Raw genomic sequence first — 11,726 nt, 5'->3', positions numbered from 1 at the left:
GCCGAATACGAAGCAGCGATCGGAGGGAGCTTCTGATGGCGCGCACAAAGAAGGCTACCGAAGTACCGATCGATCGGCTCGAGGCCATGCTGGCGCGATTGCAGCTCTCCGGCATCCGCGACCAACTCGACAACCTGCTCGACGAGGCGGCGCGCGCGAACCTGTCGGCGCGTGAGACGCTGATCCTGCTGTGCGAGCGCGAGATCGCGCGCAAGGATCATCGCCGTATCGAGATGGCGCTGAAACTCGCACACTTCCCGGCCGTGAAGGAGCTGGCGGGCTTCGACTTCGAGGCGCAGCCGTCGATCGATCCGAAGCAGATCCGCGACCTGGCCGCGTCACGATGGATCGCCAACGGCGAGAACGTGCTGCTGCTCGGCCCGCCGGGCGTTGGCAAGACGCACTTGTCGATCGCGCTCGGGCGAGAGGCGATCCTGGCCGGATACACGGTGCAGTTCACCACGGCGACGACGCTGGTCGCTGGCCTCGCCAAGGCGCATGGCGAGCGGCGCCTGGACGAGAAACTGCTGGCGCTGGCGAAGCCAAAGCTGCTGATCGTCGACGAGCTCGGCTATCTGCCGCTGGAGCCTGACGCGGCGCATCTGTTCTTCCAGCTGGTCAGCCGGCGCTACGAAACCGGCGCCATGCTGATCACGTCGAACCGCAGCGTTGCCGAATGGGGCACAGTGTTCGCCGATCCAGTGGTCGCCACCGCGATCCTCGACCGGCTCTTGCACCACAGCCACGTGCTGACCATCCGCGGCGACAGCTACCGGCTCCGCGCCAAGCGAAAGAGCGGCCTCATCAAGCCGCCCGCCGCTGACGGCCCTCCGGTCGGCTCCGCCTCCCTCCGTCCCGTCAGCGGCGGAGCCAACCTTCAACCGACATCATGAACCCGAGGGTGGGGGCAGTTCTTCATGACGCAAAGGGGGCAGTTCCGGATGGCGTTTGACACTAAGCAGACGTGAGCCGAGACGGATCGGCTGTAAGGGCGGGCACGTAAACCTTTGTATAGGTCCGTTACCCGTTTGGATGACCGATACTTGCCGAGTTCCAATTGAGCCGCGATCGCGATCGTCTTATCTACAGGGCGTGCGGTAGCGCTCCCGCTATCGCACGCCCTCCTTGGGCGTTTCCTCCCTAGACTTGGGCCGCTTGTGGCAACGCAGGCGGTCTTTCTTTTTGTCTGGGCCTCATCGGCTTCTCGGTCCTTTGGGGAGTGTGAGAACTGCGGGATGCGCGCGACCGCCTCCGTTGAGGAAATCTGGTGCGAGAAAATCCGTCGTTGCAGTTGCGGGGAGAGCTTCGTCAGAAGTCGCTATGGGCTGACAGCTACAAGCGAGTGTCCTGCCCAGCCAATTGCGGTTGCAGCAGCGCCCTTCAGCATCAGAACGTCGAAGCCCAGCATCACGCAGATGGCCCAGTTGAAGCGCATCAAGAAGCGCGGCCAGAATGCCTGAGCACTCGCCCGAGATTGAACTCGACCTTCATGGCACGAACCATCGCGAACAGGCCGCCAGAACTTGGTCGGAAGCGTTCAGCCCGACTTGTTGGAATTTAGGCGCACTCGCAGGCTAAGTCATTGAAATCATTGGAGCGGGTGAAGGGAATCGAACCCTCGTATTCAGCTTGGAAGGCTGCTGCTCTACCATTGAGCTACACCCGCATTGAGGCATCCCCTAACACGCCGCGCCGGGCGCCTCAACCGTCCAGACCCCGCCTTTTGGCGTTGCGAACAGCCGAGCTCCATCGCGCGCCGCCATGTCAGGACGCTGCGGCCCGCACCTCCTCCGCCCTGCCGCGACGGCCGGCCATCTCGGCGGCGAGCAGGAGAGCGGCGCGGCTGGCGCCGGTGGACGCGATCCCCTGGCCCGCGATGTCGTAGGCGGTGCCGTGTGCGGGCGTGCAGATCGGAAACGGAAAGCCCCCGAGGAGGGTTACGCCGCGATCAAAGCCCATGAGCTTCATCGCGATCTGTCCCTGGTCGTGATACATCGTCAGCACCGCATCGAAGGCACCGTTCTTTGCACGCAGAAACACCGTGTCAGCCGGGAACGGCCCCTCGGCGGCGATACCCTCGCGCTGGCCGACTTCGACCGCGGGCGCGATGATGTCGATCTCCTCGCGACCGAAATTGCCGCCGTCGCCGGCATGCGGGTTGAGCCCGGCGACCGCAATGCGCGGCCGCGCAAAGCCGGCGTTGCGCATGCAGCTGTCGGTCAGTTTCAGTGCGCGATGGATGCGCTCAACGGACAATCGCGCCGCGACGTCCTTCAGCGGAATGTGCGAGGTGACCCGCGCGTTCCAGAGCTGGCCCAGCACATTGAACTCGCTCGCCGCGGTCTTGAGCCCGGCGACTTCCGCCGAGAACGCAATCTCGTCGTCATAGTCGGCGCGCGCAAGCCGCATCGCCTGCTTGTTGAACGGGGTGAAGCAGACCGCATCGACGCGGCCATCGCGGCCAAGCTCGAGCGCGTGGCGGTAATTTGCCAGCGCGAACCTGCCCCCGGCAAGGCTCGCAACACCACGTTCGACCTCCGCGGGGGCGAGATGGCCAAAATCGACAAACAGCGCATCGCCCTCCGCCGCGCGAAAATCAGCGCCCTGCTCCACCGTCTTCAGCTCTGGAGTAACGCCGGCGACGCGCGCGCCCTCGTCGAAGATGCGGCGGTCGCCGATCACGACGAGCCGGGCACGGGCGCGGATGTCGTCGAGCGCCGCGAGCCTGGCTGTCAGCTCCGGGCTGATGCCGGCGGGATCTCCCATCGCCAATGCGACAAGCGGCTTTGCGTTCATATGATCACCTTTTCCTGGCTTGTCGTCTCGGCAATGGACGTGGGCTTGCGCCAGAGACGCGTGAGCTGCAGCACGAGCGGAAGCAGCAACAGCGCAATGCCGGCCACCACCAGACACGTCACCAGCCGGTTGGCAAAGAAAATTCCGAGCGAGCCCTTGGACATCAGCATCGACTGCCGGAATGCGTCCTCCGCCTTGTCGCCGATGACGATCGCGAGCACCAATGGTGCCAAGGGATAGAACAGCTTCTTGAAGAGATAGCCGACGATCCCGAAGCCGAGCATCATGACCACGTCGAGATAGGAGTTCGACACCGAATAGGCGCCGACGACGCAGATGATCACGATCAGCGGCGCGATGACGACGAAGGGGATGCGCATCAGGGCGGCAAAGACGGGCACGGTGAGCAGGACGAGCGCGACGGCGACGATGTTGCCGACATACATCGAGGCGATCAGGCCCCAGACGAAATCCTTCTGGTCGACGAACAGCATCGGTCCGGGATTGAGCCCCCAGATCATCAGCCCACCCATCATCACTGCCGCAGTGGCGGAGCCAGGAATGCCGAGCGAGAGCATTGGCAACAATGCGCTGGTGCCCGCCGCATGATCGGCCGTCTCCGGCGAGATGATGCCTTCGACCTCGCCGGTGCCGAAATGCCGGCCGCGGCGTGAGAAGCGCCGGGCGATGCCGTAGCTCATGAAGGACGCCGCCGTCGGCCCGCCCGGCGTGATCCCCATCCAGCATCCGATCGCAGCACTGCGCAGCAAGGCAATGCCATGCCGCGGCAGGCGCGCCACCGCGCGAAACACCTCGCCCCAGTCGATCTTCGAGGAGACCGCGCGGGCATGAACCTCCTCCTCGACGGCGACCAGGAGCTCGCCGATGCCGAACAGGCCCATGACCGCGACGACGAAGCTCACACCCTTGACGAGCTCGTCGACGCCCATGGTGAGGCGCACGCTGCCGGAGACGGTGTCGATGCCGATCGCAGCGATCGCAAAACCGATCGCGAGCGCCACGACGGTCTTGATCGGCGCCGCGCCGCCCATGCCGACGAAGCTCGCAAAGGCGAGGAAATAGACCGCAAAATATTCCGGCGGCCCGAAGGCGAGCGCGACCTGCGCCACCCATGAGGCCAGGAAGGTGATCAGGATGACGCCGACCAGCGCGCCGAACGCGGCCGAGCCGAAGGCGGTGGCGAGTGCCGTCGTCGGCCGTCCGTCGCGTGCCATCGGATAGCCGTCGAAGGTGGTCGCCACCGACGATGGCTCCCCGGGGATGTTGAACAGGATCGAGGTCACGGAGCCGCCGAACAGCGCGCCCCAATACATGCTGGAGAGGAGGATGATCGCCGACACCGGCTGCATGCCGAAGGTCAGCGGCAAGAGCAGCGACACGCCATTCGGCGCACCCAGCCCCGGCAGGACGCCCACGAGAATGCCGAGCAGCACGCCGATCACCATCAGCACCAGATGCGGCACCGTGACCGCGATGGTGAAGCCGTGCAGGAGTTCCTGGAGATTATCCATTGGCTTCTCCGTCAGAACCCGAACGCGGCGGCGAGCGCGCCATGCGGCAGCGTGACCTGGAACATGCGCTCGAACACCACGTAGAGCGCGAGCGCTGTCGCCGCCGCCATGGCGAGCGCACGCGGCACGGATTGATATCTGGGGATCGCGAGCACCGCGAAGATATAGATGGCCGAGGCGAGATACATCCCGAGCAGCGGGATGGCCGCAACGAACATCGCGGCCGGAACGAACAGGCTTGCGAGCCGGCGCAGCTCGGTCGGTGTGATCGCCACGGGAACGCTCGCGAGCGTCACGGCCGGCAATGCGCCACGCACCAGATTGTAGAGGCTGCCAAGAACGATGATGACACCGGTCAGGAACGGAAACGTGCCGGCGTCGACACCCGCGCTCGACCATCCGATGCCGTTGTCGAGGCTGGAGACGACAACCGCCACACCAAAGCTGCCGGTGAGGATGGCGGTCGAAAGTTCAAGAGCGCGGCGCGATATCATCGAGGACTCCAGTCCGATACGAGACATCAGGATTGCAGCTTAGCCTTTTTACTTGATGAGCCAGCCCTGCTCGCTCGCCACCTGCTTGAGGTGCTCGAGGTCCTCCTTGATGAACTTGTCGAAGTCGCCGCCGGTCAGGAACGTGTCGACCTGGGAGGTCTTCTCGATGTAGTCCTTCCATTCCGGCGTCGCCTGCACCTTCTTCATGAGGTCGACATAGAACGCGGTCTGGTCTGGCGTGACCTTGCCAGGCAGCCACACCGTGCGCGGCTGCTCATATTGCTTGATGTCGAGGCCCTGCTCGACGCAGGTCGGAACGTCGCTCCAGCCTTCGGTCGCGGTGATCTTCGGACCCTGCGGCAGCCGCTTCGGGCTGAAGGCGCAGAGCGGGCGCTGCGTTCCGCCGCGCCATTGTCCGAGGCTTTCGCTGGGATTGTTGACGTGGGAATCGATGTGCCCGCCAGCGAGCTGCACGGCGGCCTCGGCGCCACTCTTGAAGGGGATGTAGGTCAGTTTGACGTGACCGGCCTTCTCGATCATGCGGGTCAGCACCTCGTCGGTGTCCTTTGACTGCGCGCCGCCCATCTTGAATTCGCTCGATGCCGCCGCCTTCAGATAGTCGCCCGCGGTCTTGTAGGGCGCGTCCTGCTTGACCCAGAGCAAAAACTCGTCCTGCGCCATCGCCGCAATGGGAGTGAGGTCGGTGTAGTTGAAGGCGACCTTGGAGACGAGCGGCTGCTGCCACGCATTCGACGTGCCGAAAATGACCTTGTAGGGATCGCCTGCGGAGACCTTGCCGTAGACATAGCCCTCGGCACCGCTGCCACCGCCCTTGTTGACGACGACGATCGGCTGCTCCGTCAGCTTGTATTTGGTGATGATGTTCTGCACCGCGCGCGCAAGATTGTCGGTGCCGCCACCCGGCCCGGCCGTGGCGACGAACTCGATCGGCTTCTGCGGTTGCCAGGCCGCAAGTGCCGGCACCGTGCCGGCGAGGATGACCGCGGCTGCGGAAAGCAGAAATGTTGACGTGCTACGCATGATGTCCTCCGATTTTTTGCCTTTTTGGCTGTTGTTCTTGTTTGTCGTATCGACGCCCGGTCAGGCGACTCGTTCCTCGCGCGGTGTGGACGCCGATACGATTGCGCCCTGTTTTTCCAGCGCTTCGATCTGTTGTTCGTCGAACCCGTATTCCGCCAGCACCTCGCGCGTGTGCTCGCCATAGACGGGCGCGCCGGAACGGACCTTGCCGGGCGTCTCCGAGAACTTGACGGGTAGCCCGATGGTCTTCACCGGACCGAGCGTTGAATGCTCGACCTCGACGACCATCTCGCGCGCCAGCGTCTGCGGATCGCTCAGGGCTTCCAGCATGTCGTGCACGGGTCCGCACGGCACACCCTTCTCATCCAGCGCCGCGAGCCAATGCGCCCGCGTCCCGGTGCGGAAGCGTTCGCTCAAAACCTCCTCGAGCTGCTTGAGATGCGCCATGCGGTCGGCACCGGTGACGAAGCGCGGATCGGCGGCGAGCTCGCTCGCGCCCAGCGCCTCCAGCATCAACAGCCAATGCTTCTTGTTGGCGCCGCCGACTACCAGCCAGCCGTCGGAGGCTTCAAAGGCCTGATACGGCGCGTTGAGCGGATGCGCCGAGCCCATCGCGCGCGGCGCGGTGCCCGCGGCCAGCGCAATCGTCGATTGCCAATAGGTCTGCACCAGGGCTGCTTCATAGAGGGAGGTCTCGACCCACTGCCCCTCGCCGGTCTTCAGGCGATGCGTGTAGGCCGCAAGGATCCCCATACTCGCGAGCAGGCCGGCAGTGATATCGGACAGCGGCGGCCCGCATTTCACCGGCGGACCGTCGGGGCGTTCGCCGGTAAAACTCATGATGCCGCTCATCGCCTGCGCGACGAGATCGAAACCGCGACGGTGCTTGTAAGGACCTGTGCGGCCAAAGCCCGAAAGCGAGCAATAGATCAGCGCCGGAAACTCTCTGTGCAGGTCCTCGTAGCCGAAGCCGAGGCGCTCCATGGCGCCCGGCGCAAAATTCTCGACCAGCACGTCGGCGCTCGCGATCAGCCGTCGCAGCACCTCCTTGCCGCCCGCGGTCTTCAGATCCAGCACGATGCCGCGCTTGTTGCGGTTCATCATCAGGAAGGAGGCGGCCTCGTCGCCGATCTTCGGCGGCACCGAATGGCGGGTGTCATCGCCGTTCGGCCATTTCTCGATCTTGATGACGTCGGCGCCCATGTCGGCGAGCATCAGCGTGCAGGTCGGTCCGGCCATGACATGGGTGAGATCGATCACCTTGAGGCCGGCCAGCGGTCCCGAGGGACGAGCGGTGGAGTGCGATTGATCCTTTTTCATCGGCTCGTCCTATTGGCCGCGCCATTGCGGGGCGCGCTTGTTGAGGAAAGCATCGAGCCCTTCGCGAAAATCCTGGCTCGTGTAACACATCAGGATGAGGTCTTCGCCCTCCTCCCGCGTCAGCCGCTTTTGCAAGCGGGCCACCGCCTGCTTCGTCGCGCTCAGCGTCAGCGGCGCGTGGCTGGCGAGCAGGCGCGCGACCTCGTCGGCACGCTTGTCGAGTGCCGTACCATCCTCGACGATTTCGCTGAGCAGACCGAGGCTTGCGGCTTCCGCGGCGTCAACGAGGCGCGCGGTGAAGATCAGATCCTTGACGCGCGCAGCCCCAATGAGCGCGGTGAGACGGCTGACATTGGACATCGACAAGCAATTGCCGAGCGTTCGCGCAATGGGAAATCCGATACGCGCGCTCTTCGTGCCGATGCGCAGATCGCAGGCCGCCGCGATCCCCGCCCCTCCGCCGGTGCAGAAGCCGTTGATCGCCGCGATCGTCGGCACCCGGCATTGCTCGAGCGTGGTGAGCACGCGATCGATCCGGTTCTCGTAATCGAGCGCGTCCTGCGGCGTCCTGAATTCGCGGAACTGATTGATGTCTGTGCCCGAGGCGAAGGCCTTGTCGCCTGCACCGCGCAGCACCAGCACCTTGATGGAATGATCGCTGTTCGCTTCTTCGCAAATCGCGGCTAGCCGCTCATACATGGCGAAGGTGAAGGCGTTGCGGGCCTGTGGGCGGTTGAAAATGATCCGCCCGATGCCGTCCCCACGTTCGAAAACGAGGTGTTCCGCCTCTGCGACTTGGAGGTCCATTTCCTCACATCCCTTTTGTTTTTTACATTTTTGAATGCAAAATATGGGATTTTCAAGCTGGAACTTTGTATATTTAAGTCTATAAACTCACTTTTGCATTCAAAATAGAGCCTTGTCCCATGCTTCATGAGGACGTCGTCAGCCGCATCCGTGCCATCCTGCTCGACGGCGAAATCCCGCCGGGCGCGCGGATACCCGAGCGCGAACTGTGCGAGCGGCTCCAGATCTCGCGCACGCCGCTGCGCGAGGCGCTCAAGGTGCTCGCCGCGGAGGGCCTCGTGCAACTGCTGCCCCATCGCGGCTCGCGAGCGGCCAAGCTGACCGACAAGGATATGCGCGACCTCTTCGAGGTCTGCCAGGGCCTCGAGGCGCTCGCCGGCGAACTCGCCTGCGAGCGCATCACCGAGGACGAGGTCGACGAGATTGGCGCCGCGCAAACGGCGATGGCGCAGCATTATCGCGATGGCGATCTGATCCAGTACTACCGCTGCAATCGCACCATCCACGAAGCCATCGTCACCGCAGCCGGCAATCCCGTGCTCGCAAGTCTCTATAATTCCGTGACGGCACGCATTCGCCGCGCGCGCTACGTCACGCCGATGACGCCGCGGCGCTGGGCACTCGCCGTCAGGGAGCACGAAGCGATCCTCAATGCGCTCCAGCGGCGTGACGGCACGGGCCTCGCCCACATCCTGCGCGCCCACCTGCGCCACAAGCGCGAGGAGGTTTTGCAGGCGGGTTTTGCAGAGACGGACGGCGCGGCCGTCGCCGCCGCGGATGAAGACGACGACTGAGCACGCGACGAGATCATCAGAGCTGGCGATTTATTCCCGGCCAGCGGCAACAATTCCGCCCCTTAACAGCCGCGCGATCTCGACCTATATTGAGTCTCCCGAAACCAACGAAAGGAGGTGATCCAGTGTCTTATCTCAAGCGCTGTCACCTCGCTGGGATCGCCCGCTAGGCTTTGACGTGAAGCCTGGCAACGGGGCGCTCTCAGCCCTGGACCAGCGAGACAACAGATCGGGCGCGACGGGGTTTTCCCCGCCGCGCCTTTTGTTTTTCGCGCACAAGCCGGTCGTCTTGCGCCGGGATCAATGCGGCAGGCCGCCGGTCAGCACTTCGCGGATCATCTGCGACAGCTCCGACTTCCGGTATGGTTTTCTCAGCAGCGCGATACCGGGATCGAGGTGCCCCTCATGCACGATGGCGTCGTCGGTATAGCCTGACGTATAGAGCACCCTCACATCGGGACGGCGCTCGCGGATCGCTTCGGCCAATTCCCGTCCGTTCATGCCGCCGGGCATGATGATGTCGGTGAACAAGAGATCGAACTTGATGCCCTGCCCGACCAGCGCGAGCGCGGCCGCGCCATCGCTGGCAACCAGCGTCCGATAGCCGAGACTGCCAAGCTGGGCGATCACATAGCCCTGCACCAGGGGATCGTCCTCGACCACCAGGATCGTCTCGTGCCCGCGCGGCACGCTGGGCGCGGCCACGGGCCCGGCCTGGCTCGCCATCCGGCCGACGGAGCGCGGCAGAAACAGCTTCACCACCGTGCCGCGACCTTCCTCGCTGTCGATCGCGACCGTGCCGCCGGTCTGCTTGGCGAAGCCGTAGACCATGCTGAGCCCAAGCCCGGTGCCGCGGCCCACGCCCTTGGTGGTGAAGAACGGCTCGAACACGCGGTCGCGGATGTCGGCGGGGATGCCATGGCCGCTATCGGCCACCGCGATCATCACGAACTCGCCGGGCTCCATCTCGCGATCACCGGACTCGCCCACGCCGTCGAGCACGCGATTGGCGGTCTGAAGCGTGAGCTTACCGCCGCCCGGCATGGCGTCGCGCGCGTTGACGGCGAGATTGACGATCGCCGAGGAAAGCTGCGACGGATCGGCCATCGCGAACCACGCATCGTCAGCGAGTTCGGCGTCGATCTCGATGTGCTCGCCGAGGATCGGCTTGAGCAGCCGCGCGGTCTCGACCACGAGGCCGTTGACGTCGATCTCCCGCGGGTCGAGCGGCTGGCGCCGCGCGAAGGTCAGGAGCTGGGAGGTGATCTCGGCGCCGCGCGTCGCCGCGTCGTCGATGAGCTGCGCGATCGCGGCAAGCTGCGGCTTGTCCGCAAGGCCCTCCTGAAGGATCTCGATCGTCCCGGTGATGACCGTCAGCACGTTGTTGAAATCATGCGCGACGCCGCCGGTGAGCTGGCCGATCGCATCCATCTTCTGCGATTGCCGCAGCCGCTCCTCGGTCTCGTGCTGGTCGGTGAGGTCGGTGGTCGAGCCGCGATACCCCAGGAAGCGACCGTCGGCGTCGAACACCGGCCGGCCGTTGACGCTGAAATGCCTGATGCGTCCGGTTGCATCGCGGCCGCGATACTCGAACTTGCGGAACGGCTCGTGGCGTTCCAGCGCAGCCATGTGGTCGCGCCATTTCTGCGGCTCGGTCTCCCGATCGATTGCGCCGTCGGGACGCCGCCTGCCGATCACGAGATCGCGCGCCATCCCGAAGGAGCCGGCGCGATCCGAGATATAAGTGAACACATGATCCGGCCCGGTCTCCCAGAACCAGTCGGAGGCGGTTTCCGCGTAGTCGCGGAAGCGCTGTTCGCTGCGGCGCGCATCACCCTCGGCACGCCGCCGGACCTGGAGATCGCGCTCCAGATTGGTATTGGCGAGCCGCAGATCGCCATAAGCACGCTGCAGACTCGCGCTCATGGCATTGAACGCATCGATCACCTTGTCGAGCTCGTCGACCTCGTGCGTCGGCCCGCGCTCCAGGCGCAGCGGCGGCTGCGGCCGCGCCAGCGTGTATTTGCTGACGAACTCGGCAATGGCGACGAGATGCCGGGTCACCAGCAAATGGAACATGTAGATGATGAAGAGGGAGACGAGGAACGTCTTGGCCGCCTGGCTCGCCAGGATGATCAGGGCCCGGTTCAGCAATTGCCTGTAGACGTCGGTCAGCGTCGCCTCGACATGCAGCGTGCCGATCCTGTGCTTCTCGCCTTGCATGACGTAGTCGATGGGATAGTCGCGGGCCACCACCGCTCGGCCACCGCTTTCGCCGACCGCCACCCGAATCGGTTTCGGACGATCGGCGAATTCGCGGACCTCGACCGCTTGGATGTCCGGCAGTCGCATGATGCCGTTGAGCTGGAGCTCGAGCTGGTTTTTGTCGAGGCTCCAGAGGCTCTCGCCGAGGCTGCCGAGATAGCTGCGGCCGATCTCGTTGAGCCGCGTCTCGATGATGCCCATCTCGCGATCGTAGTCGAGATAGAGCTGAAGCGCGGTCAGGGTCAACGTCACGATCGAGGAGAACAGCAGCACGGCGGACAGCAGGCGCAGGCCGATGCCGCTGCGAAACCACGAGAAGACGCGCGGCAGCGGGGGCCCGATCGGGACCCCTATTCGTACCAGATCCTCATTCGCGGCCGCCGGCGCAATGGCGCGGCCGCGATTGGGATCGTGCTCACCTGCGTTGCCCATGCACCACTCCCCCGAGATGGCGACAATCCTGCGTCGGCCCGTTGCGGCCTGCCGCGGTTCGACAGTTCGGCCTCCCCTGGAAGACCCGCCCCAAGGGCGCAGCCTCCCTGCTAGATCCTGGACGATGATTCGTCTGTGGGGGTCAATTTTTGTGCCCAGCCGCAGGAAGCCTCCGCAAACTAGCACCATGCGTGCTAAAATGTCATCGGTCAAAGTGCGGAGTAGGCCCCGCCTCACTGGTGGCG

Annotated in this window: 10 protein-coding genes and 1 tRNA gene; 3 read left to right on the top strand and 8 right to left on the bottom strand. The window is 64.5% G+C overall.

The window, feature by feature from the left end; genetic code table 11:
- Positions 1-35: 35 nt before the first annotated feature.
- Positions 36-893, top strand: coding sequence for an IS21-like element helper ATPase IstB (gene istB, locus SO139_RS18050; RefSeq protein WP_449384702.1), 858 nt, complete (start codon positions 36-38; stop codon positions 891-893).
- A 342-nt stretch (positions 894-1,235) separates the two neighbouring features.
- A complete protein-coding gene (locus SO139_RS18045) occupies positions 1,236-1,460 on the top strand; it encodes a hypothetical protein (RefSeq protein WP_449381254.1) in 225 nt (74 codons plus the stop codon).
- Between the two features lie 132 nt (positions 1,461-1,592).
- Here SO139_RS18045 and SO139_RS18040 read toward each other — a convergent pair.
- From SO139_RS18040 to SO139_RS18010, 7 genes are all read right to left on the bottom strand, one after another.
- Positions 1,593-1,666, bottom strand: a tRNA-Gly gene (locus tag SO139_RS18040).
- Between the two features lie 98 nt (positions 1,667-1,764).
- On the bottom strand, positions 1,765-2,796 hold the full coding sequence (locus SO139_RS18035; RefSeq protein ID WP_449381253.1) for a 4-hydroxythreonine-4-phosphate dehydrogenase PdxA: 1,032 nt from the start codon (positions 2,794-2,796) through the stop codon (positions 1,765-1,767).
- Positions 2,793-4,328 (bottom strand): tripartite tricarboxylate transporter permease, encoded by a 1,536-nt coding sequence (locus SO139_RS18030; protein ID WP_449381252.1) that lies wholly within the window; start codon positions 4,326-4,328, stop codon positions 2,793-2,795. Before SO139_RS18030 ends, SO139_RS18035 begins: the two co-directional genes overlap by 4 nt.
- Positions 4,329-4,339: 11 nt before the next feature.
- Positions 4,340-4,822 (bottom strand): tripartite tricarboxylate transporter TctB family protein, encoded by a 483-nt coding sequence (locus SO139_RS18025; RefSeq protein WP_449381251.1) that lies wholly within the window; start codon positions 4,820-4,822, stop codon positions 4,340-4,342.
- A gap of 48 nt (positions 4,823-4,870) precedes the next feature.
- Complete coding sequence (locus SO139_RS18020) at positions 4,871-5,863, bottom strand: Bug family tripartite tricarboxylate transporter substrate binding protein (RefSeq protein ID WP_449381250.1); 993 nt, start codon at positions 5,861-5,863, stop codon at positions 4,871-4,873.
- 60 nt (positions 5,864-5,923) lie between these two features.
- On the bottom strand, positions 5,924-7,183 hold the full coding sequence (locus SO139_RS18015; protein WP_498540339.1) for a CaiB/BaiF CoA transferase family protein: 1,260 nt from the start codon (positions 7,181-7,183) through the stop codon (positions 5,924-5,926).
- 9 nt (positions 7,184-7,192) lie between these two features.
- Positions 7,193-7,990, bottom strand: a complete 798-nt coding sequence (locus tag SO139_RS18010; protein ID WP_498540338.1) for an enoyl-CoA hydratase/isomerase family protein — start codon at positions 7,988-7,990, stop codon at positions 7,193-7,195.
- A gap of 119 nt (positions 7,991-8,109) precedes the next feature.
- Between SO139_RS18010 and SO139_RS18005 the strand changes: the two genes are divergently transcribed.
- Positions 8,110-8,784 carry a GntR family transcriptional regulator gene (locus SO139_RS18005; protein WP_449381247.1) on the top strand — a complete coding sequence of 225 codons (675 nt, stop codon included), beginning with the start codon at positions 8,110-8,112 and terminating at the stop codon, positions 8,782-8,784.
- A gap of 300 nt (positions 8,785-9,084) precedes the next feature.
- On the opposite strand, the gene SO139_RS18000 is transcribed toward SO139_RS18005, so the two are convergent.
- Positions 9,085-11,481, bottom strand: a complete 2,397-nt coding sequence (locus tag SO139_RS18000; protein ID WP_498540337.1) for an ATP-binding protein — start codon at positions 11,479-11,481, stop codon at positions 9,085-9,087.
- Positions 11,482-11,726 lie beyond the last annotated feature (245 nt).

The sequence above is a fragment of the Bradyrhizobium sp. UFLA05-89 genome (assembly GCF_059803475.1).
The sequence above is the reverse complement of the archived record's forward strand: the minus strand, read 5'-3'. Positions and strand labels throughout refer to the sequence as shown.

What these genes read in the sequence shown, in the direction of transcription:
- SO139_RS18005 (WP_449381247.1), top strand. Translation starts at nt 8,110, where the DNA reads ATGCTTCATGAGGACGTCGTCAGCCGCATCCGTGCCATCCTGCTCGAC.
- SO139_RS18000 (WP_498540337.1), bottom strand. Translation starts at nt 11,481, where the DNA reads ATGGGCAACGCAGGTGAGCACGATCCCAATCGCGGCCGCGCCATTGCG.
- SO139_RS18015 (WP_498540339.1), bottom strand. Translation starts at nt 7,183, where the DNA reads ATGAAAAAGGATCAATCGCACTCCACCGCTCGTCCCTCGGGACCGCTG.
- SO139_RS18030 (WP_449381252.1), bottom strand. Translation starts at nt 4,328, where the DNA reads ATGGATAATCTCCAGGAACTCCTGCACGGCTTCACCATCGCGGTCACG.
- SO139_RS18020 (WP_449381250.1), bottom strand. Translation starts at nt 5,863, where the DNA reads ATGCGTAGCACGTCAACATTTCTGCTTTCCGCAGCCGCGGTCATCCTC.
- SO139_RS18035 (WP_449381253.1), bottom strand. Translation starts at nt 2,796, where the DNA reads ATGAACGCAAAGCCGCTTGTCGCATTGGCGATGGGAGATCCCGCCGGC.
- SO139_RS18025 (WP_449381251.1), bottom strand. Translation starts at nt 4,822, where the DNA reads ATGATATCGCGCCGCGCTCTTGAACTTTCGACCGCCATCCTCACCGGC.
- SO139_RS18045 (WP_449381254.1), top strand. Translation starts at nt 1,236, where the DNA reads ATGCGCGCGACCGCCTCCGTTGAGGAAATCTGGTGCGAGAAAATCCGT.
- istB (WP_449384702.1), top strand. Translation starts at nt 36, where the DNA reads ATGGCGCGCACAAAGAAGGCTACCGAAGTACCGATCGATCGGCTCGAG.
- SO139_RS18010 (WP_498540338.1), bottom strand. Translation starts at nt 7,990, where the DNA reads ATGGACCTCCAAGTCGCAGAGGCGGAACACCTCGTTTTCGAACGTGGG.